Below are 21450 nucleotides of genomic sequence, written 5' to 3' on the forward strand. Positions count from 1 at the left end.
GTTTGTAACACCCATTGGTATTTAAAATATTCTTACCAATAGTTCTTTTAGAAGATCTTGTTGGGTCATTCCAGCCCCTACTCCTTTTCCTTTCACATCTAATTCTCTTAAATGTGACACTATCTCGCTCACCCTTCTCATGGGATAATTTTTTGCCGCTAACTGAATTTCAGGAACTAAAAAAGGTTTAACCCCTAGGGACGATACAACATTTGCTTTAGAATGGTCTTTTAACCCGTGATATCCCAACAACTGAATAAAAAAAGAATATAACAAGGAGATGGTCAACACAAAGGGGTTGTCCTTAGGATTCTGTGAAAAGTAATTCACTATCCTAGCTGCCTTTACAAAGTCGCGTTCTATAACGGCTTTTTTTAATTCAAAATTGTTGTAATCTTTACTAATCCCAATATTAAGCTCTATTGCTTCTGGTGTAATTTCTACCCCCTTTGGAACCATCATACACAATTTATCCAATTCCTTATCGATCCTTCCTAAATCTGTCCCTAAAAATTCTACCAATAATTCGGCCGCTTTATGGGTTATGCCATAGCCTTTTACCTTTAATACTTTTTTAATCCAATCAGCGACCTTGTTTTCGTATAGTTTTTTGCTCTCAAAAAAGACGCCTTTTTTTTGAATTTCCTTGTAGAGTTTTTTTCTTTTGTCTAGTTTACTGTTCTTATAGCATACCACCAAAACTGTGGAAGGTTGTGGTTGCTCGGCGTATGCTGCCAACCCTTCTATGGACCGAGACAAATGCTGTGCTTCTTTCACTATTACCACCTGACGCTCTGCCATCATAGGATACCTTTTAGCATTCCCAACAACATCGTCTACAGTAACATCCTTTCCGTATAGTACCACTTGGTTAAACCCACGTTCTTCCTCTGACAAAATACTTTTTTCTATGAACTCGGAAATCTTATCTATAAAATAAGGTTCCTCTCCGGTCAGAAAATATATGGGTGCTATATTTCCTTTTTTTATATTGCCAACAATCAGTTTTACTTCATCCATTTAAAAAAATTCATCAACTTTGCCCCTATGCAGCCATTAAATTACCCCGCATATGACTTCCGATTCAAAAATAGGGAAAATAAAGTCTATATATTTGATGCCGTCCGCAAAAAATTTGTGGTTTTACAACCCGAAGAATGGGTACGGCAACATGTTGTACAACACTTGGTATCCGAGAAAAAATACCCCATCAGTCATATCAATGTCGAAAAACAACTCACCGTCAATAAATTAAAAAAAAGGTATGATGTGGTTATTTTCAATCCTAGCGGAACCATTGAAGTACTCGTAGAGTGCAAAGCACCGCAAGTAGTCATCACTCAGCAGGTCTTTGATCAAATTGCCAGGTACAACCTTCAATTAAAAGCGAGGTATTTGATCGTGACCAATGGCCTAGATCATTTTTTTTGTGAAATGGACTTTGAGAATGAACAATATAATTTTTTAAGAGATATCCCCGGTTACAAAGTCCAACAACCCTAAGAGCGGTCTTCTTTTACTGAAGAGAAAGGTCATTTAACCCCAAGTTTAGCTTTTATATAGATACACCTCCAATTACTTTAATAACGGTACCCCGAACCCTAAACCTATATAGAAGGGGAATTAGAAAATAAATCTTTAAATTGCCCTCTTAATCAAAGTTTAACCAAATACTTGAACCACCCTAATATTCTGGGCTCACATAGATGTCAAAAATAGCAATCGTTATACTTAACTGGAACGGAAAGGATCTTTTGGAAAAATTTCTCCCTTCCGTAATCGAATTTTCCAAGGGCGCAGATATATATGTAGCCGACAATGCGTCAACGGATAGGTCAGTCCCATTTATAAAGGAAAATTTCCCGACGATAAAAATCGTTCAAAACACCGAAAATGGCGGTTATGCTAAAGGATACAACGACGCTCTAAAACATGTAAAGGCAGATATTTATTGCCTGTTAAATTCAGATGTAGAAGTTACCCCAGACTGGTTGCTCCCCATAGAAAATGAATTTAACCGCAACCCTGAAGTGGCTATACTACAGCCAAAAATACTGGATTACAACCAAAAACATTTATTTGAATATGCCGGCGCAGCAGGTGGATTTATGGATCAGCTAGGATATCCTTTTTGCAGGGGCCGAATTTTCCAGGAAATTGAGCAGGATACGGGACAATACAATGACCTTAAAGAAATATTTTGGGCCTCTGGCGCCTGTTTTTTTATCAGAAGCGAGGTTTTTCACAAATTTCAGGGCTTCGATGAGGATTATTTTGCCCATCAGGAAGAAATAGACCTATGTTGGCGCGCCAAAAACCATGGATACAAAGTCTTTTATATAGGGACCTCACAGGTGTATCACGTAGGCGGATCGACGCTAGATTCTATGAACCCCAATAAGACTATGTACAATTTTAGGAACTCTTTATTCTCAATTCTGAAGAATCTACCGCTAAAAAAGTCGCTCCTCCTTATATTTTTACGGCTATTACTCGACGGAATTGCCGGGTTGAACTATATTTTTCAGGGCAAATTCAGCCACTGTTGGGCAATTTTTAGGGCTCATTTGAGTTTTTACCAAAATTTTTCCAGAATGTTAAAGAAAAGAGAAAGAGCCAATTTTACTACTAATTATTTCATAACCAAGTCCATTGTATGGGCACACTACGTATATCATGTGAAAAACTTTAACGTTTTAGTAAAATATTAACGAATAAGCACTAGTAAGACCCTTCTTTTTATATATTTTTACCCTTACTTTTGGAAACTTATAGAGAACCAAAATTTTAAACTATTAACACTATTTAAATAATTATGAAAAAAATCATTTTAGGCTGTTTAGGAGTAACTCTTTTGTTATCCTCATGTGTATCATCAAAAAAATACGCTAATCTAGAGGCCAAACAAAAAGAAACACAAGATTTATTAAATTCAGCTACGGTTAAATTAAACACTTGTTTAGCTAACACATCTAGAATGCAAACTTTAGAAGAGCAAAATGCATTCTTAAAAGCTAACAACCAAGAGTTAATCAACAACATGGGTAACTTAACTACCCTAACAAGCAAAGGTGCTGCCAACTTAGAGAAGTCTTTAGAGAGCCTAAGAGAAAAGGACCTTACTATCAGAAAATTAAACGATGCTATCACAAGAAGAGATTCTGTTAACTTATCTTTAGTTCAGAGCTTAAAAGGTGTTCTTGGAAACTTGGATGACGAGGATATCGAAATCAGCGTAGAAAAAGGAGTGGTATTCGTTTCTATCTCTGACAAATTATTATTTAGCAGCGGAAGCTACAACGTAACTTCAAAAGCTAAAGAAGTTTTAGGAAAAGTTGCCAAAGTAGTTAACAACAAGCCTGATTTTGAATTTATGGTAGAAGGTCATACTGACACTGTACCTTACAAGAGCAACGCTGTTATTAAAGACAACTGGGATCTTTCTGTAAAACGTGCTACTTCTGTTGTTCGTATCTTACAAAATGAATTCGGTGTAGATCCTAAGCGTATGACTGCTGCTGGAAGATCTGAATACATCCCTGTATCTGCTACTGACAAGTCTAAAAACAGAAGAACTCGTATCGTTGTTCTTCCTAAAATTGACCAATTCTACAGCATGATCGAAGAAGGAATGAAAGACCCTAAGATCAACTAAGACATATCTTTTTTAAAAGAGAAAAAGCGACCTAATTGGTCGCTTTTTTTATTACCATAATTTTTTAAAATGGTCGCTTTGAGAGTATTTTCTAAAAAGAAATGGCCGCATATTATAGGATATTCTCTTCGGAATCTCCATCCTTTTTGGCATTGTAATGGGGGCGTTCCCTCCTTCGTCGGTCGGGCCCTTGGCTATATCCCTTGCGTTGCTGCGGGGATGCCGCCGCGGTCCCTAACGCGAATGCTTGCTAGCATATAACTGCAGGGTAAGGCAATCATAAAAGAATTTATAAGGCAATTATTGAGCAATCAACCTTCTTAAAAATGAAGCGCCCATAGAGCGTCTGATTCACTAACCAGCATTATAATGATCGGCAAGCTATTTACATGAAAAGCGCCTAGACCTCATTTAAAACTTCATAAGGGCTTTGTATTACCTTTAAAATGCTTCTAAAGGCGACAAAAATACCCTGTTAAAATATATCTATATCTCCTTTACCTTCCCTTATAACAATAGGCTCGTCTTCTGATAGGTCTATCACGGTCGAAGCTGTGTTATCACCATAGCCCCCATCAATTACCACATCGACTAAATTTCTCCATTTTTCATAGATCAATTCTGGGTCCGTAGTATATTCCAATACATCGTCCTCATCCCTAATAGAGGTAGAAACGATCGGATTTCCCAAGGCCTCTACCAAAGCTCGGGCAATGGAATTGTCAGGAACACGTATCCCTACGGTTTTTTTCTTTTTAAACTCTTTTGGCAAATTATTATTCCCAGGAAGAATAAAGGTATAGGGCCCTGGCAGGGCACGTTTTAAAATTTTAAAGGTCGCTGTATCTATCTGCCTAACATAATCCGAAAGATTGCTCAAATCGGCACAGATAAAAGACCAATTGGCCTTGGCCAATTTAACGCCTTTAATTCGCGCAATTTTCTCCAATGCCTTCGTATTGGTTATATCGCAGCCCAAACCGTAAACCGTGTCCGTGGGATATATAACCAATCCTCCTTTTCGCAAAATATCGACAATCCTTTTTATTTCCTTAGGGTTGGGGTTTTCCGGATATATTTTAATGATTTCAGACATATGATAACTTGAAAATTAACAATATAACAAAGTAAACAATAATTTTATGATGTAGCGATAAGCTCTGCTACTTAAAATGAAATTCTGCTTGCTATAAAAGTTCTTCACTTAAACTATTCCTTAAGGGCGCGAGCTATATTACCCCCGTTAAAGTAAAGATTATTTTTAAGAAGGAAACGGATCACCGATTAATGACCGTAGTTTTTGTCTAAAAAATAGCGACTTAAAATAAACTGTCGGATATCAGACTAACAAACAGCTCCTATAAAAAAACAAACCACAACAAATTTAGTATTGGTTGTGGTTTATTCCTGAGTTATGATGTGCTACAACACCTCTAATTTGGCAAAACGGAGCAACAGTTTTTTGATATCTCCTTTGTCAAATTTTATTTCGGCCTTGCGATCATTCCCTACTCCTTCTATTTTTATCACCTGTCCCCTACCAAACCTGGTGTGATTGATTAGAGAGCCTTCTGTTAAGTTAGGATCTGACACATTGGTGTTTCCAACTGGTGTGCTCAATTCCGGTTTCAATTTACGAAGTTTCCGAAGTTGACTTTCTTTTGGCTTTATAGAACTAGGAGGCGATCCTGGCACCGGTTTCTGCTGTCGCAGCTTACTCTTATCTACATCCCCAAATATATCGGCATCTATCAAAGGTTTGTAACGATAATTCTGTATAGGGGTTAGGTTTTCTAGATATTTCTCATCTATTTCTTCAATAAATCGACTAGGTTCCGCATCGACCAGTTTCCCCCATCGGTACCTGTTTTGCGCAAAGGTAAGGTAGGCTTGTTTTTCGGCCCGTGTCAGCGCTACATAAAACAAGCGCCGTTCTTCTTCCAATTCACTTCTTGTGTTCATACTCATTCCAGAAGGAAAAAGATCTTCTTCCATACCCACGACATACACATAGGGAAATTCTAATCCTTTGGCCAAATGTATGGTCATAAGGGCAACCCTATCGTCATCACCGGTATCTTTATCCAAATCGGTAGCAAGGGCAACATCTTCTAAAAACTCTCCCAGCGCTCCCGTAGCGTCGGCCAATTCCTTTTGGCCTTCGACGAAATCCTTAATACCATTTAACAGCTCCTCGATATTCTCCATTTTTCCAATACCTTCTGGAGTGCCATCTTTTTTAAATTCTAGTAAAACCCCTGTTTTTTTGGCTACATGCTCGGAAAGCGTAAAGGCATCGGAGGTTTCGTTCATGATCTGAAAACTCTTGATCATGGTCACAAAATCGGTTAATTTCCGTTTTATTCCTGCATTAATTTTCAAATCTACCCTATCCAAATTTTCCATCACCTCATAAATAGAGCGGTTATAATGGTTGGCAGCAACGGTAAGTTTTTCAATAGTACTCTGTCCAATTCCCCTAGCAGGGAAATTAATAACCCTTTTTAGAGCTTCTTCATCCTTAGGGTTTATAATCAGTCTTAAATACGATAGTACGTCTTTAATCTCTTTACGCTGATAAAATGAAAGTCCACCATAAATACGATAAGGAATATCCCTCTTCCTTAAGGCATCTTCCATAGCCCTCGATTGGGAGTTTGTTCTATAAAGGATCGCAAAATCGCCATTATCCATTTGATTTTCCATCCTATTCTCAAAAATAGACCCTGCTACAAACCTCCCCTCTTCCGCATCTGTAGGACTACGGTGTACTTTTATCAAAGGACCGTCGTCGTTAGAGGTCCACACGACCTTTTCTAGCTGGTTTTTATTCTTAGCAATAATGGAGTTGGCTGCATTTACGATATTTCCGGTAGACCTGTAGTTCTGTTCCAAGCGGTACATCCCTACGTTTTCATAATCTTTTTGGAAATTTAGGATATTACTAATATTGGCCCCTCTAAAGGAGTAAATACTCTGGGCATCATCGCCCACCACGCAAATATTGTGAAACCTATCTGAAAGTGCCTTTACAATTAAATACTGGGAATGGTTTGTATCTTGGTACTCATCAACCAAAATATATCGAAACCTATCCTGATATTTCGCCAAAACTTCTGGGAACCTGGTCAGCAACTCATTCGTTCTTAACAACAAATCATCAAAATCCATCGCTCCCGCCTTAAAGCATCGATCTACATAGTTCTGATAAATTTCGCCCATCCTAGGGCGTTTTGCCATGGCATCGGCTTCTATCAAATCACGATCGTTAAAATAAGCTTTCACAGTAATTAGACTATTCTTAAAGGAAGATATTCTATTTTGTACCTGTTTATACTTATAGATATCCTTATCCAATCCCATTTCCTTTATAATAGCAGAAATAAGACGTTGGGAGTCTTGGGTATCATAAATGGTAAAATTACTTGGGAATCCCAATTTATGGCCATCGAAGCGCAAAAGCTTGGCAAAAACAGAATGGAAGGTTCCCATCATTAAATTTTTTGCCTCCGATGCCCCTACGATATCGGAAATACGTTGTTTCATTTCCCTAGCAGCCTTGTTGGTAAAGGTCAGGGAAAGAATATTAAAGGCATCTACGCCCTGATTCATTAAATATGCTATTCTATACGTCAATACTCTGGTCTTTCCGGAACCAGCTCCGGCAATCACCATTAAAGGCCCATCTTTATGCAATACGGGAGCTTTTTGGGCCTCATTCAACTCATTTATAAATTTTTCCAAAGCGTCTTATAATTTAGTTCCTACGGAACGGTGAAATTAACCATAAATAGGCTTAACTAAAAGCCGAAGGTTTATTAATTATACACAAAGAAAACTATTAATAAGGGTATTTTATATAATTTTTTGGATATTTAGCTTTTTAAAAATCCTCGTATTTTTGTTGATATAAGAACTTTCAATACTTCTAAAAATCCTCGCCTGCCTAAACCATGCTACACCCAATGGTCAAACAGCAAGATATTTTCAAGTCTTACAAGGAGTTATCTCATTTCAATAGAAATGAACAGTCTTTTCTCTTCCTTCAACAAGAGGTCCAAAAATTATTAAATTACTATGAAACCCTAAAAAGCCATGAAATATTTCCTTTTTCTTTCACTGTGTTTCTGTTGTTTTTTTTCCAGTGCGCAGCAGTACAAGTTTGACAAAGAATACCGTGCCATTGAGCCCAAGGTCATAGAATGGAGGCGCGATTTTCACAAACACCCCGAACTTTCTAACCGTGAATTTAGAACGGCATCCAAAGTTGCCGAGCATTTAAGATCTTTGGGACTAACTGTACAGACCGAGGTAGCAAAAACTGGAGTGATCGGGATTTTAGAAGGCACAAAACCGGGAAAGGTAATTGCCTTAAGGGCCGATATGGATGCCTTGCCCATTATTGAAAGAAACGATTTGCCTTTCAAGTCTACCACAAAGTCCGAGTTCCTAGGCCAAGAAGTAGGCGTTATGCATGCTTGCGGCCATGACACCCATACTGCGATATTGATGGGGGTTGCCGAAATACTTTCTAAAAACAGGGATAAAATAAAAGGAACGGTTAAGTTTATTTTTCAACCTGCCGAGGAAGGCCCGCCACCGGGAGAGGAAGGCGGAGCTTTATTAATGATTAAGGAAGGAGCACTAAAAAATCCGGATGTAGACGCCATTTTTGGCCTTCATATAAATTCTCAAACACCTGTTGGCGTTATTAGATATAAGCCCGGTGGGACTATGGCGGCGGCACAAAGTTTTGAAATAAAAGTACAGGGCAAGCAAAGTCACGGCTCCCAGCCATGGGCAGGCGTAGACCCAATATTAATAAGCGCCAAAATCATTGACGGTTTACAGACTATTATCAGTCGCGAATCGGAACTTACGAACGAGGCGGCAGTAATTACAGTCGGAAAAATCAGTTCAGGGGTTCGTTTTAATATTATTCCCGAAAGTGCCGAAATGATAGGCACCATCAGAACCCTCGATTACGATATGCAAGCCCATATTAACCGTCGTATGAAAGAAATGGTCCCTGCCATCGCCAAGGCCTATGGAGGCGACGCTACCATAACCATAAACAATGCTACAGAAATCACCTATAACGACCATGATTTGGTAGCCCTAATGCTGCCTTCCATGGAGCGAGTCGCCGGGAAGGAAAACGTACAGATCCAAAAGGCCGTTACCGGAGCCGAGGATTTTTCTTATTTTCAGAAAGAGATTCCAGGCTTCTATTTCTTTTTAGGCGGTATGACCCCCGGCAATGAACAATCGTTTCCGCACCATACCCCCGATTTCATTATTGATGATTCGGGAATGCTTTTAGGAGTAAAGGCATTAACAGAAATGGCTCTAGATTTTTTAGCCCTTTAGTTAACTATTATTAACTAGGAAAATCTAAAAACAATAAGGACCTTTATGCCAAATTTTTAGATAAAAAATTATGGAATCGGTTTTAAACATTTTATGGGGTTTTCCCTGGTGGGCCTGGGTCTTATTTTTTTTAGTATTGGTAGCTATTCGGGACATTTTTGTCCAAAGAGCGCATACCATTTCTCACAATTTCCCGGTAGTAGGCCATTTGCGCTATTGGTTAGAAAGCATAGGGCCGGAAATGCGACAGTATTTTGTGGCCAACAACAGGGAAGAACTTCCTTTTAATAGAATAGAAAGAGGGTGGATTTATGCTTCTGCCAAAAGGGAAAATAATTACGAAGGTTTTGGCACCGATAGGGATATCTATGCGCATCAGCATATATTTATTAAAAACCAAATGTTGGCGTATAAAAACCCAACGGACCATCCTAACAATATAGACCCTTCATTTATACCTTGTGCCAAGGTAATGGGAGCTTACAATAACCGCAGAAAACCCTATAGGCCGGCTTCTATCATCAATGTATCGGCCATGAGTTTTGGTTCCTTATCTGCGGCTGCCGTAGAAGCTATGAACCGAGGGGTCATGAAATCGGGTGCCTTTCACAATACCGGAGAGGGAGGTTTATCTTCTTACCACAAACAAGGTGGCGATGTTGTTTTTCATTTTGGCACCGGATATTTTGGGGTACGCGATAAGGAGGGGAACTTTTCTATGGAAAAGATGCGCCAATTGGTGGAAGACAACCCTTGTATAAAAGCCATCGAAATAAAACTCTCCCAAGGTGCAAAACCTGGAAAAGGAGGTGTCTTACCGGGGGCTAAAATAACCCCTGAAATAGCAGAAATAAGAGGGGTAGATTTAGGGGTTGACGTATTGTCTCCAGCCACACATTCTGCCTTCAGCAATATCCCCGAATTAATGAAATTCATAGAGGATATTGCCGAAAACACCGGGCTTCCGGTGGGCATAAAAGGTGCTATTGGAAAATTGGACCAGTGGGAGCAATTGGCTTTAATAATGGCTAAAACGGGGAAGGGACCAGACTTTATTACCATCGATGGCGGGGAAGGCGGTACCGGAGCAGCACCGCCTAGCTTTGCCGATCACGTTTCCTTGCCTTGGACCTATGGCTTTTCTAGTTTGTACAAACTATTCGACAAATACAACCTCACGGATCGTATTGTATTTATCGGCAGTGCCAAACTAGGTTTCCCTGCTAAGGCGGCCATGGCCTTTGCTATGGGGGTAGACTGTATTAATGTAGCCCGTGAAGCCATGATGAGTATCGGTTGTATCCAGGCCCAGGTATGCCATACCAACCGTTGTCCGGCAGGAATAGCCACACAGAGCAAATGGTTGCAAAGAGGTATTGATGTTCCCTTAAAATCGGACCGTTTGGCACAGTATTTTAAAACCTTCAGAAAAGAATTGATAGAGATAACCCATGCTGCCGGATACGAACATCCATGTCAGTTTACCATGGACGATGCCCAAGTAAACGTAGATGACAATGACCTTAACAGGGCCCTGTCGGCGACCTATGTCTACAATAAAAACGCTGTTCCCTTTAAAGGGATGCAGTATTTGTTAGACTGCCCTTATTTAGGAGGAAAAGACTATGTTGCAGATATACAAAAAGAACAAAATACCACCAAAGAGGTATTAAATAAAACAGTATTGGAGCCACAAAAATTTTAATAACCCGAAAGGGATGTTATTTTTGTCCTTGAATTTACAGGAGGCCATTAAATCTTCCTTAATTAATCCAAATTATCAATGAAAAGAAATACCATTACAGTCCTAATTTTATTATGTACCCTTCATTTTTCTACCGCCCAGAGCAAAAAGGAATTAGTACAGGAAATTGACGGCCTTAAGACTAAAATTCAAGATACGGAAGTAGCTTTGGCAGCATCAAGACAGGAGAACAGAATCGCTTCGGCCAAGCTTAGTGCTTATGAAACGCAGATAAGCCATCTAAAACAAACCAATGCCTCTCTTCTTAGCAATCTAAATGGATTTTTAGAAGCTTCGACCAAAAAATCGGAGAATATAGGAAGCACCTTAGAAAGCCTTCGTCAAAAGGAAATTCAGCTGAGAACCATTAGCGACGCTATTAGCCATCACGATTCCCTGACATTAGCTACCCTGACCAACTTTAAAAAAGTATTGGGCAATGAGCTTTCTATGTCACTAAATCACGGAGCCCTGGCCATCTCTTTACCAAATGCTATGATATTTGGCGAGAATACAAAGAACTTTAAGGTTTCTGAAAAGGCCGATATGCTTCTAGGTAAAATTGCCTCAGCTTTAAAGGCACAACCAGAATTAAAAATCGAAGTTGTCAGCAATAGCAATGCTGTGGAGACTAAAGAAAACAAATTGGACAATTGGGAAATAGGCACCCAACAAGCCGCTGCCATCGCAAAGGTTTTACAGAAAAAATACCAGATCGACGCCAGTAGAATTCAGGCTAAAGGAAAAAGTGAATTAGGTTTTGACAGTATTGAAACCAAAACGCAGATCATTATCCAGCCAGCGTTTTATAATTTCTTCAAATTGGTAAAGGAAAACCTAAAGAATTAAGTCTAGGATAAAAGGATACCGTTGAAAGCAGATAGGTTTTCGGTAACAAAATTAGAATCTTTCCATAATTTTTAAATCATTAGGACGTTCTAGAAGCTAGTAAGTCCTAACCAAATGATCATTAAAATGTCTACACAAGAAATATTTCAATTATTTGCTTACGTGTTACCTGCTTTAGTTACAGGTATGGTATCCTTTTATTTTTTTAGATTGCACACCAACAATGAGGAAGGCAGACGACGCTATCTTTTACATAAAGACACCCAAACAACCACCCTTCCCATTCGTCTTCAGGCCTATGAAAGAATGGTCTTATTCCTAGAACGAATTTCTATTCCTAATTTAGTCGTTAGAGTTGCCCCTAAAACGAGTAACAAGAACGATTATGAAAACTTATTGATCAAAAGTATTGAGGTTGAATTTGAGCACAATCTAGCGCAGCAAATTTACCTGAGCGATGACTGTTGGAATATTATCAAAGCTGCAAAAAGCGCTACCATTCAAATGATCCGAAAGGCAGGAATGAGCGAATCGGATACCGCGGACAAGCTTCGTGAAGACATCCTTAACTTAACAATGGACAAGCAATCGCCTTCGGCAACAGCCTTATCGTATTTAAAAAAGGAAATAAGCGCACTTTGGTAGACGTTTAATCCATATATACGGTCGAAAACTTTTCTTCTGCATAGGAAAAGCCTTGTTGCCACCATTCGGCCATCAATTTTTTATTAAAGACCAGAGAATTTTCCGTGAGTTTGGTGGGCGTGTAATAGATATTTAATTGCACCCCATTGTGTTTGGCGGCCAATACGCCTTCGGATATATCGTGATATTCTATCTGATCTAACACAAAACCATAAATACTCAACATTAAAGAAAAGGGATTTTTTCCCAAAACTTTATTGTGCTCCATATTTTCCGACTCCAAAACTATGGCATCGATTTCGGTAGCCCCTCGCCTTATGGCTTCGCGGATAGGGACAACACAACCTAGGCCACCATCCCCATACTCAAAGCCATCCTTTTTTACCAGGGACATAAAGGGGATATAATTACAGGAAATCCAGATCCAATCACAAAACTCTTCATAGGTAAAATCTCGAATAGATTTATATTCTATTCGATTTTTAGACAGGTTAGATACGGTAATGACTACCTCTTTATCGCTACTCCTTATAGCCTTAAATTCTTCTTTAGTAATATTTCTTTCAATGGTCCGCCGCAAGGCCTTGCTCTCGCCAAAAGTTCGCTTTCTTTTTACAAACTGTAAAAAAGTGGTCAAAAAATTAATGGATACGTATTCCCTACCCTCCTTTTTACGCACTACAAAAGGATTTAGACTAAAAATAGTGCTTTGATGGACATTGGTAAAAACATCATATAATTTTCCGATATTATTTAGGGCCAAATGTGGAATTAACAAACTCCCCGTAGAGGTCCCTACCAAGATATCGTATTTCCGCTTTTCTACTTCCATAAGGTATTGGGCAACGCCTCCTGCAAAAGCACCTTTGCTTCCTCCTCCGCTAATCACTAATGCTTTCATATGTATCTAATTCGATCTGGTTGGTTTCACTGTTTTTATGTTGTGCAAAAGAAAATCCACTTTCCCACCAAAGCCCCATTTTTTCCTTATCAAAAATAAGTGAATTCGTAGTTAATACGGTAGGGGTATAATAAAAATTAATTATGGCATTATTATGGCTGGCTACGAATTTCCCGATTCGTATGTTCTGTTTTTCAATTCTATCGAGCATAAAAGAAAACATATTGGTCAATAAGGAAAACACATTACGGGAAGGCATACGGTTTATTTGTGTAATTTCTGTCTGCAAAATAATGGCATCTACAACGGTAGCCCCCCTCCTTATAGCCTCTTCAATTGGCACCATGGTACCCAGGCCTCCATCGGCATATTCGCAGCCATTTTTTTTAACTAAACTCATAAATGGGGTGTAATTGCACGAAATCCAAACCCATTCACAAAACTCTACATAAGAATAGTCCTGAATAGATTTATATTCTACTTGATTCAGGGATAGGTTGGAAACGGTGACTACGAGCTCCAAAGCTTGGGTTTTTATCAAATCGAATTCATCCTCCGTAATGGTATCCTTGATCAATTGGAGCAGGTTTTTGCTCTCCCCGAAAGTTTTACTCCCTTTGGCGAAATTTTTTAAGACATTAAAGTGATGTATTCCAATATTATCGACTCCGTGCTTTTTTCGCACCACAAAAGGACAATTGTTAAAAATACTGTCCTGATTTACCGAGGTATAGATTTTTTTTATTTTTTCAATTTTTCCCAGCGCCAAATGGGTTATGAGCAAGCTTCCTGTAGAAGTTCCTATAAAAAGATCGTACTGATGGTGTAGTTCTTGCATCAAGTACTGTGCAACACCCCCGGCAAATGCGCCTTTACTACCACCTCCAGAAATTACCATTGCTCTCATTCAGCTCCTAAATTATTAATAATATAACGTTTTTCTGCCTCATTTAGTTTTTCCGACAAACTGATAATTCTTTTTCTGTATTCTTTTTGCCCCAAAAGCTCTTTTAACATGTTCCGGGAAAACTTTTTAAACTGCCAAGAATGGTGTTGGGAAGCATTGATCAGATCTAACAGGTTGTTATCGGTAAACCCAAGGGTATCCCTTAATAACTGAAAGGCATTTTGGCGGACTTCCATCCCAAATTCGGGCGCGGTATACTTGCTTAGCTCCTTAAAATACCCTGCCGTATTGTTGGGCTCAAAATCCTTGGTCAACAGTGCCAAAGTCAACCATAGCATACGTACATTTTTATTGGGCAAACCAACAATCTCTTTGGTCTTTTCCAAATAATCTGACCGGTCTTGCGGAAAATTGATCCATAATTTATAGAGCATATGTTCTATGGTGATATAGCTATGGTCTTCTAAAAGGGATTCGAATTCATCTTTTAATCCGATAGGAATCTGAGGTGCTGCGATGGCAATAGCTTGTCGCAGCATAATATCCTGACTATTAAAAATGTCTTTTATTAAATCTTCGGGAAGCGATTTGTAATAGGTTTTTACCAAATGGGATCTAAGTTGGGGCACTGCTAATTTATTCCAATACTTTTGGATGGTCACAGAGCGATTGGCCGGACTTGTGATTAGCTCTTGTTCTAGGTTAAAAAGCGCTGCTAGGGATTCGGACCCTTTTTTAAGGCTTTCCTTTGCCTCATTAAAGGGAAATATTTTTTCTTGTAACCATTGTTCTTTGAACAAGCTTAAATCCTTGCCGCTTCCCGCTGCCATTTCTGCTAGAAAGGCTTCGATATTGGCATTTTTATAGCTGAATTTTCTCAAATATCGCTTCACCCCTTCTTTAAAAGCGCTTTCCCCTATATCTTCTCTTAAAATATGAAGGGCCCAGGCACCTTTTTCATAGAAGGTCAGACTGCTAGCTGTAGGATCTAACAAAGATTCTCCTTGGCCATTCACCGATAGCTCCGTAAGCTGTTTGGCAGATTCATATATTTTCCAATAATAATATTCGGTACCAAAAATTTCTTTCTCGGCCAGCAAAGCGTAATACGTGGCAAAGCCTTCGTGTAACCAATGACTTCCACTACTCTCTTGGGTAACCAGGTTGCCAAACCATTGGTGCGCCATTTCATGGGCATTGACACTTACAAAATTCCTGTCTTTAAAAGCAATGCTATCAATCATATAGGCATCAGAAAAAATTGTCGCCGACGTATTTTCCATCCCGGCATATAAAAAATCGCGGACCGGAATTTGCTTGTAATTTTGCCAAGGATAGGGCACCCCTATTTCTTTTTCAAAAAAGTCGAAAATTTCCTGGGTATATTTATAGGTAGGAGCTACCAATGCACTGTCCTGAGGATAATAATAAAGTTCTACAGGAATCTTAGTCGCAGTAGACAATTCCTTTTTTTCATAATCTCCGATAGCAAAGGCCAGCAAATAACTGCTCATTGGTTTATTCATACTATAGCGCCATGTTTTAACGCCATCGACTGTTAGAGTATCCTGTAACACCCCGTTGGCTATTACCTCATACTCTTTATCGAAACGAATCTCCATATCGAAAATTACCTTCTCGGTCATGTCGTCAAAACTTGGGAGCCAATGACTCGTATATTTCCCCTGTCCTTGGGTCCATACCTGTTTATTGGGAAAGCTGCTGTCCCAACCTATAAAGTAAACCGTTTGTTTGGGTTGTACCCTATAGTTCAGTTGCAGGCTATACTTTTTATTTTTTTTTAGCTTTTTATATAGTATCAGTCTTTGGTCATCGGTCTTGTATTTAACTTTTTTGTTGTTTAATAACACGGAAAAGAACCTCATATTTTTAGCATCCAAAAAAACACTGTCCACCTTTTCCAAAGCGACAAAGGAATAGTTTACCGATCCTTGGATACTTTTATTTTCGGGATGAATCCCAAGGCTAATCTTCCCTTTAAAAAAATTGACCTTATCTTGATGCTGTCCATGAACCATACTCACGACGAGCAGGAATAGTATATACAATAGGTGTTTCATAAGCCTTAAAAATAAACCTTTTTAATGGGAAAAACCCTTAGTTTTAAAGGTTGCAGAAATCCAGCGCCACAGAAAGCACCCGTCTCCTGAATTAGCACCGATCTTCTTGATATTGGGGGAATAAAATCTTTTTCAAATTTAGCATTTTAGATTATTGCAGTTGTATGCCGTAAGCCCTATTTTAGTCCCATGAACACCAATGTACTTCAAACACCCATTGCATATTTAAAAGGTGTAGGTCCCAACCGGGCCGAAACGCTTAAAACTGAGTTAGGTATACACACCTATCAGGATTTGATCAATTTATTCCCCAACAGGTATATAGACAAAACCCAATATTATAAAATAAATCAATTACAGCGAAATAGCGCCGATGTACAAGTAATCGGTAAAATAACCCACCTAAAATCGGTCGCCCAAAAGAAGGGACAACGATTGGTGGCCAGATTCGTAGATGAGACTGGAGAAATGGAACTGGTTTGGTTTAGAGGACAAAAATGGATTCGGGAAAACCTTAAATTAAACACTCCCTATGTTATATTTGGCAAAACCAATTGGTACAGCGGCATTTTCTCCATGCCACATCCAGAAATGGAATTGTTTTCTGAGCACCAAGGCGGCTTAAAGATCAGCATGCAACCGGTATATCCTTCCACCGAGAAATTGGGCAATACGGGAATCACCAATAGAACCACCAACAAATTAATCCAACAGCTGTTCATGGAGACCAAGGGGAGGTTTTCCGAGACCCTCTCTCCCGCCCTTTTGAAGGAATTGAATCTTATTTCCAAGAGCGAGGCCATGTTTAATATACATTTCCCAAAAAGTCAGGAATTGTTGGCCAAATCCCAGTATCGTTTAAAGTTCGAGGAGTTGTTTTATATTCAGTTACAGCTTATCGCTAAAAACGCACAACACAAACAAAAGATAAAAGGGTTTACTTTTGACCAAGTCGGCACCCGTTTCAATGAGTTTTATAGTGAGTATTTACCTTTTGAACTGACCAATGCCCAAAAAAGGGTGATCAAAGAAATCAGGGCCGATTTAGGCAGCAATGCCCAGATGAACAGATTATTACAGGGAGATGTAGGGTCTGGAAAGACCATTGTGGCATTAATGACCATGTTATTGGCCATCGATAATGGGTATCAAGCCTGCCTGATGGCACCAACCGAAATATTGGCCAACCAACATTATATAGGTATTAAAGACCTTCTAAAAGATATGGGCATCAATATTGCCCTATTAACAGGATCGGTAAAAAAATCGGCTAGAAATATCATCCATGAACAGTTAGAAAACGGGGAATTACATATTATTATAGGAACCCATGCTTTATTGGAAGATAAGGTGCAGTATAAAAATTTGGGATTGGCCATAATAGATGAGCAACATCGGTTTGGTGTTGCCCAACGCTCTAAACTATGGCATAAAAACAATATTCCCCCTCATATTTTGGTCATGACCGCCACCCCTATTCCCAGAACCTTGGCAATGAGCCTGTACGGTGATCTGGATATTTCGGTGATCGATGAATTGCCTCCGGGGAGAAAACCTATCAAAACGGTACACCGGTTTGATTCGAACAGGTTAAAGGTTTTTCAATTTGTCAGGGACGAGATAAAAAAGGGCAGACAAGTTTATGTAGTGTATCCACTGATCCAAGAGTCGGAAGCGATGGATTACAAGGATTTAATGGACGGTTACGAAAGTATCGCCCGGGATTTCCCTTTACCGGACTACCAGATTTCTATTGTGCACGGACAAATGAAACCCGCGGACAAGGATTACGAAATGGAAAGGTTTGTCAAGGGGGAAACCCAGATCATGGTAGCTACTACTGTCATTGAGGTGGGTGTAAACGTGCCCAATGCTTCGGTAATGATTATAGAAAGCGCGGAGCGTTTTGGCTTATCTCAGCTCCATCAGTTAAGGGGAAGAGTAGGCCGTGGTGCCGATCAGAGTTTTTGTATCCTGATGACGGGCCACAAACTTTCTGCCGATTCTAAAACCCGTTTAGAAACCATGGTAGCGACCAATGATGGGTTTGAGATCGCAGAAGTAGATTTAAAACTACGAGGGCCTGGCGATTTAATGGGAACCCAACAAAGTGGGGTGCTCAATTTAAAAATTGCCGATATCATCAAGGATAATGATCTTTTAAAAACGGCCAGACTATATGCGCAAAAAATCTTAAAAGAAGATCCTTACTTATCTCAGAATCCAGTTATCAAACACGCCTATGAACAACTGGTTAAACATAAAAACATCTGGAACTACATCAGTTAACATCTGTTTAAATCAAAAAAAAGGGTCTGTAAATACTCCTTTACAGACCCTAGAACCAATATCCTTAAAAACAATCGAATAGCGTTTTAAACTCTGGACTTACGCTTTTTATTCATTTTATCTTCAAGTTTCTGTTGAATTTTTTCTTGCTTTTTTGCTTTTAAATCCGCCTTTGAGACCGTAACTTTTTTACTCTTTGCCATACTATAATAATTTAACTATTAAACAATTACACAACAACCATAATCCTATAGGGGCAACATATCTTATACAGCGAGTCTCACCACTTTAATTGTCTTAAAGTACCGTGAGTTATATTTTATAAGATTTATAGGATTTACATAAGCACACCCGCAAGTGCTTAGAAATTCGGGAAGATAATTTTCAGGGAATTTAGTTTAAAGAAGGTCCGAACCCGCATTAGGGCTACCCTTAACCAAACCGTCTCTTGTGTTTTTATAAAACAGCTTAAATCAAACTTTTTAAAGTCCATTATTTAGCCTCTCTCAAATTAGATTCATAAAAAAGAAAGATAATCCTTTTATTCCTATATTCAAAATATTCCGTTTTGATTTAGGAATTAAGAGGCCCTAAAAACAATCACTAACGGCTATTGTTTCCCAGCGCCAAAGATTTTAAAATTTGGCTTATTTTTACAGTATACTAAAGAATTATGGGTTATCTTATATAACTAAGCTATTACTTCGCTATCCCTGTTGACTATTAAAATAAAAGTCACAATTCTTTGGTTGAACATCGTAATTCTAACAGAGTATACCTTTCTCTTTTATAAGTTTATTAATAAATTTGGGAGGCTATAAGGAGAATGAATTATCAAAAGCTATTTGGCTTGGAAGTATCCTTAATAAAATATAAAATTTATTACAAAAAATGAAAAAGACACTATTTGACAAGGTATGGGATTCCCATGTGGTTCATAAGATTGAAAATGGTCCTGATGTTCTATTCATAGACCGTCATATGGTACATGAAGTAACGAGTCCGGTTGCCTTTATTGGTTTAAAGACCAGAGGTATTCCTGTTATGTACCCAAACCGTACTTTTGCCACTGCAGATCACAATACACCTACCATAAACCAACATTTACCAGTTGCAGACCCACTTTCTGCCAACCAGCTTAAAGCCTTGGAAGAAAATGCTGCGGAACACGGTATTTCTTATTGGGGCCTAGGCCATGAAAAGAACGGGATTGTACACGTAGTAGGGCCGGAATACGGAATTACCCAACCGGGAGCTACTATTGTTTGTGGAGATTCCCATACATCTACCCATGGTGCCTTTGGAGCAATTGCTTTTGGTATAGGTACATCGGAGGTAGAAATGGTATTGGCTACGCAATGTATAATGCAGCAAAAGGCCAAATCGATGCGAATTAATGTCAATGGTGAATTGAACAAAGGGGTTACTCCTAAGGATGTTGCCTTATACATCATTTCTAAACTAACGACTTCTGGAGCTACAGGATACTTTGTAGAGTATGCTGGGGATGTATTTACCAATATGTCTATGGAAGGTAGAATGACGGTTTGTAACTTAAGTATAGAGATGGGTGCCCGTGGGGGAATGATTGCTCCGGACCAAAAAACATTCGATTACATCCAAGGGAGAGAATTTACACCAGTAGGTGCCGATTTAGAAAAAGCCCAAGAATATTGGAAAACCTTAAGTACCGATGAAGGTGCCGAATTTGACAAGGAGATCAGTTTTGATGCTTCTGACATAGAACCTATGATTACCTACGGAACCAATCCAGGAATGGGTATCGGAATTTCTAAGGGTATTCCTTTGGCCGAAGCGGTAGAAGGTGGTGTGGCTACTTACAAAAAGTCGCTTCATTATATGAACTACTCCGAGGGAGAGGATATGATTGGCAAACCGATTGATTTTGTCTTTCTAGGAAGTTGTACCAATGGTCGTATCGAGGATTTTAGAGCTTTCGCATCTATTGTAAAAGGCAGAAAAAAGGCCGACAATGTAACGGCATGGTTAGTCCCAGGATCGCATCAGGTAGAAGCCGCTATTAAGGAAGAGGGAATTTTAGATATTTTACACGAGGCCGGTTTTGAATTGCGCGAACCAGGATGTTCTGCATGTTTGGCAATGAACGACGATAAGGTACCTGCAGGAAAATATGCAGTAAGTACTTCTAACAGAAATTTTGAAGGTAGACAAGGACCTGGCTCTAGAACACTATTGGCTAGTCCATTAGTCGCTGCCGCTGCTGCGGTAACCGGAAAAGTCACCGACCCTAGGGAATTCCTATAGCACTAAGGAGAAGGGTTGTTTTATACAGTCCCCTACTCTTTTTTACTATGATGTTTAACTTATAATTATTACAAAAAATGGCATACGATAAATTCAATATACTTAAAACTTCCGCTGTTCCACTTCCTATAGAAAATGTGGATACGGATCAAATTATACCTGCCCGTTTCTTAAAAGCGACGGAAAGAAAAGGATTTGGAGACAACCTTTTCCGCGATTGGCGCTATAATGCAGACAATACCCCAAAAGAAGATTTTGCCTTGAACAACCCAAAATACAGTGGTAAAATTTTGGTCGGAGGGAAAAATTTCGGTTCTGGTTCTTCTCGTGAGCATGCTGCTTGGGCGGTATACGATTACGGATTCAGATGTGTAGTGTCTAGCTTTTTTGCCGATATTTTCAAAAACAACTGTCTTAATATTGGTGTACTTCCGGTACAGGTAAGCCCAGCATTTTTGGAAAATATTTTTGCTGCCATCGAAGCAGATCCAGAAACGCTTCTTGAAGTTAATTTACCCGAGCAAACAATCACCCTGACCACTACTGGGGAACAAGAGCATTTTGATATCAACGATTACAAAAAAGAAAACATGCTCAACGGTTTTGATGATATTGACTACCTTTTGAATATAAAGGAAAACATAAGGGAATTTGCCCTTAACACCCCTCTATAGCAATTTGTAGTTTGGGCAATTTTTGGTCAATCAAAGCCTTGTGGCCCTA

Annotated in this window: 16 protein-coding genes; 10 read left to right on the forward strand and 6 right to left on the reverse strand. The window is 39.1% G+C overall.

Going from position 1 to position 21450, the window contains the following annotated elements; genetic code table 11:
- Positions 1-21: 21 nt before the first annotated feature.
- Complete coding sequence (gene holA, locus HCG49_RS01105; protein WP_168467723.1) at positions 22-1020, reverse strand: DNA polymerase III subunit delta; 999 nt, start codon at positions 1018-1020, stop codon at positions 22-24.
- Positions 1021-1047: 27 nt separating this feature from the next.
- On the opposite strand from holA, the gene HCG49_RS01110 reads away from it, so the two are divergent.
- From HCG49_RS01110 to HCG49_RS01120, 3 genes are all read left to right on the forward strand, one after another.
- Positions 1048-1503: a type I restriction enzyme HsdR N-terminal domain-containing protein gene (locus HCG49_RS01110; protein ID WP_168467724.1), complete on the forward strand. Its 456-nt coding sequence runs from the start codon at positions 1048-1050 to the stop codon at positions 1501-1503.
- A 203-nt stretch (positions 1504-1706) separates the two neighbouring features.
- A complete protein-coding gene (locus tag HCG49_RS01115; RefSeq protein ID WP_168467725.1) occupies positions 1707-2711 on the forward strand; it encodes a glycosyltransferase family 2 protein in 1005 nt (334 codons plus the stop codon).
- Positions 2712-2815: 104 nt separating this feature from the next.
- Complete coding sequence (locus tag HCG49_RS01120; protein WP_168467726.1) at positions 2816-3655, forward strand: flagellar motor protein MotB; 840 nt, start codon at positions 2816-2818, stop codon at positions 3653-3655.
- A 475-nt stretch (positions 3656-4130) separates the two neighbouring features.
- Here the strand turns inward: HCG49_RS01120 and HCG49_RS01125 are convergent, their stop codons facing one another.
- Together HCG49_RS01125 and HCG49_RS01130 are read right to left on the reverse strand one after the other, a co-directional pair.
- Positions 4131-4751, reverse strand: a complete 621-nt coding sequence (locus HCG49_RS01125) for an L-threonylcarbamoyladenylate synthase (RefSeq protein WP_072763552.1) — start codon at positions 4749-4751, stop codon at positions 4131-4133.
- Between the two features lie 326 nt (positions 4752-5077).
- Complete coding sequence (locus HCG49_RS01130; RefSeq protein ID WP_168467727.1) at positions 5078-7399, reverse strand: ATP-dependent helicase; 2322 nt, start codon at positions 7397-7399, stop codon at positions 5078-5080.
- Positions 7400-7750: 351 nt separating this feature from the next.
- Here HCG49_RS01130 and HCG49_RS01135 point away from each other — a divergent pair, with 351 nt between their 5' ends.
- The 4 genes from HCG49_RS01135 (at position 7751) to HCG49_RS01150 (ending at position 12263) form a co-directional block, all read left to right on the forward strand.
- Positions 7751-9025, forward strand: a complete 1275-nt coding sequence (locus HCG49_RS01135) for an amidohydrolase (protein ID WP_168467728.1) — start codon at positions 7751-7753, stop codon at positions 9023-9025.
- Between the two features lie 70 nt (positions 9026-9095).
- On the forward strand, positions 9096-10730 hold the full coding sequence (locus HCG49_RS01140; protein WP_168467729.1) for an FMN-binding glutamate synthase family protein: 1635 nt from the start codon (positions 9096-9098) through the stop codon (positions 10728-10730).
- A 78-nt stretch (positions 10731-10808) separates the two neighbouring features.
- A complete protein-coding gene (locus HCG49_RS01145; RefSeq protein WP_168467730.1) occupies positions 10809-11618 on the forward strand; it encodes an OmpA family protein in 810 nt (269 codons plus the stop codon).
- Between the two features lie 126 nt (positions 11619-11744).
- A complete protein-coding gene (locus HCG49_RS01150) occupies positions 11745-12263 on the forward strand; it encodes a hypothetical protein (RefSeq protein ID WP_168467731.1) in 519 nt (172 codons plus the stop codon).
- Positions 12264-12267: 4 nt separating this feature from the next.
- On the opposite strand, the gene HCG49_RS01155 is transcribed toward HCG49_RS01150, so the two are convergent.
- From HCG49_RS01155 to HCG49_RS01165, 3 genes are read right to left on the reverse strand one after another with little or no spacing between them, the layout of a single operon-like run.
- Complete coding sequence (locus HCG49_RS01155; protein WP_168467732.1) at positions 12268-13164, reverse strand: patatin family protein; 897 nt, start codon at positions 13162-13164, stop codon at positions 12268-12270.
- Complete coding sequence (locus HCG49_RS01160) at positions 13145-14071, reverse strand: patatin family protein (protein ID WP_168467733.1); 927 nt, start codon at positions 14069-14071, stop codon at positions 13145-13147. The genes HCG49_RS01155 and HCG49_RS01160 overlap by 20 nt, the downstream gene beginning before the upstream one ends.
- On the reverse strand, positions 14068-16152 hold the full coding sequence (locus HCG49_RS01165) for a M1 family metallopeptidase (protein ID WP_168467734.1): 2085 nt from the start codon (positions 16150-16152) through the stop codon (positions 14068-14070). The genes HCG49_RS01160 and HCG49_RS01165 overlap by 4 nt, the downstream gene beginning before the upstream one ends.
- A 189-nt stretch (positions 16153-16341) precedes the next feature.
- Here HCG49_RS01165 and recG point away from each other — a divergent pair, with 189 nt between their 5' ends.
- The 3 genes from recG (at position 16342) to leuD (ending at position 21401) form a co-directional block, all read left to right on the forward strand.
- A complete protein-coding gene (gene recG, locus HCG49_RS01170; protein WP_168467735.1) occupies positions 16342-18441 on the forward strand; it encodes an ATP-dependent DNA helicase RecG in 2100 nt (699 codons plus the stop codon).
- Between the two features lie 891 nt (positions 18442-19332).
- Entirely contained in the window at positions 19333-20727 is a 1395-nt protein-coding gene (gene leuC, locus HCG49_RS01175; protein WP_168467736.1) for a 3-isopropylmalate dehydratase large subunit, read from the forward strand.
- 77 nt (positions 20728-20804) lie between these two features.
- Positions 20805-21401, forward strand: coding sequence for a 3-isopropylmalate dehydratase small subunit (gene leuD, locus HCG49_RS01180; protein ID WP_168467737.1), 597 nt, complete (start codon positions 20805-20807; stop codon positions 21399-21401).
- The last annotated feature ends 49 nt before the right edge of the window (positions 21402-21450 follow it).

The sequence above is a fragment of the Arenibacter sp. 6A1 genome (genome assembly GCF_012272855.1).
GTDB lineage: Bacteria > Bacteroidota > Bacteroidia > Flavobacteriales > Flavobacteriaceae > Arenibacter.

What these genes read in the sequence shown, in the direction of transcription:
- holA (WP_168467723.1), bottom strand. Translation starts at nt 1,020, where the DNA reads ATGGATGAAGTAAAACTGATTGTTGGCAATATAAAAAAAGGAAATATA.
- leuC (WP_168467736.1), top strand. Translation starts at nt 19,333, where the DNA reads ATGAAAAAGACACTATTTGACAAGGTATGGGATTCCCATGTGGTTCAT.
- HCG49_RS01135 (WP_168467728.1), top strand. Translation starts at nt 7,751, where the DNA reads ATGAAATATTTCCTTTTTCTTTCACTGTGTTTCTGTTGTTTTTTTTCC.
- HCG49_RS01160 (WP_168467733.1), bottom strand. Translation starts at nt 14,071, where the DNA reads ATGAGAGCAATGGTAATTTCTGGAGGTGGTAGTAAAGGCGCATTTGCC.
- recG (WP_168467735.1), top strand. Translation starts at nt 16,342, where the DNA reads ATGAACACCAATGTACTTCAAACACCCATTGCATATTTAAAAGGTGTA.
- HCG49_RS01115 (WP_168467725.1), top strand. Translation starts at nt 1,707, where the DNA reads ATGTCAAAAATAGCAATCGTTATACTTAACTGGAACGGAAAGGATCTT.
- HCG49_RS01125 (WP_072763552.1), bottom strand. Translation starts at nt 4,751, where the DNA reads ATGTCTGAAATCATTAAAATATATCCGGAAAACCCCAACCCTAAGGAA.
- HCG49_RS01110 (WP_168467724.1), top strand. Translation starts at nt 1,048, where the DNA reads ATGCAGCCATTAAATTACCCCGCATATGACTTCCGATTCAAAAATAGG.
- HCG49_RS01150 (WP_168467731.1), top strand. Translation starts at nt 11,745, where the DNA reads ATGTCTACACAAGAAATATTTCAATTATTTGCTTACGTGTTACCTGCT.
- leuD (WP_168467737.1), top strand. Translation starts at nt 20,805, where the DNA reads ATGGCATACGATAAATTCAATATACTTAAAACTTCCGCTGTTCCACTT.
- HCG49_RS01140 (WP_168467729.1), top strand. Translation starts at nt 9,096, where the DNA reads ATGGAATCGGTTTTAAACATTTTATGGGGTTTTCCCTGGTGGGCCTGG.
- HCG49_RS01155 (WP_168467732.1), bottom strand. Translation starts at nt 13,164, where the DNA reads ATGAAAGCATTAGTGATTAGCGGAGGAGGAAGCAAAGGTGCTTTTGCA.
- HCG49_RS01145 (WP_168467730.1), top strand. Translation starts at nt 10,809, where the DNA reads ATGAAAAGAAATACCATTACAGTCCTAATTTTATTATGTACCCTTCAT.
- HCG49_RS01165 (WP_168467734.1), bottom strand. Translation starts at nt 16,152, where the DNA reads ATGAAACACCTATTGTATATACTATTCCTGCTCGTCGTGAGTATGGTT.
- HCG49_RS01120 (WP_168467726.1), top strand. Translation starts at nt 2,816, where the DNA reads ATGAAAAAAATCATTTTAGGCTGTTTAGGAGTAACTCTTTTGTTATCC.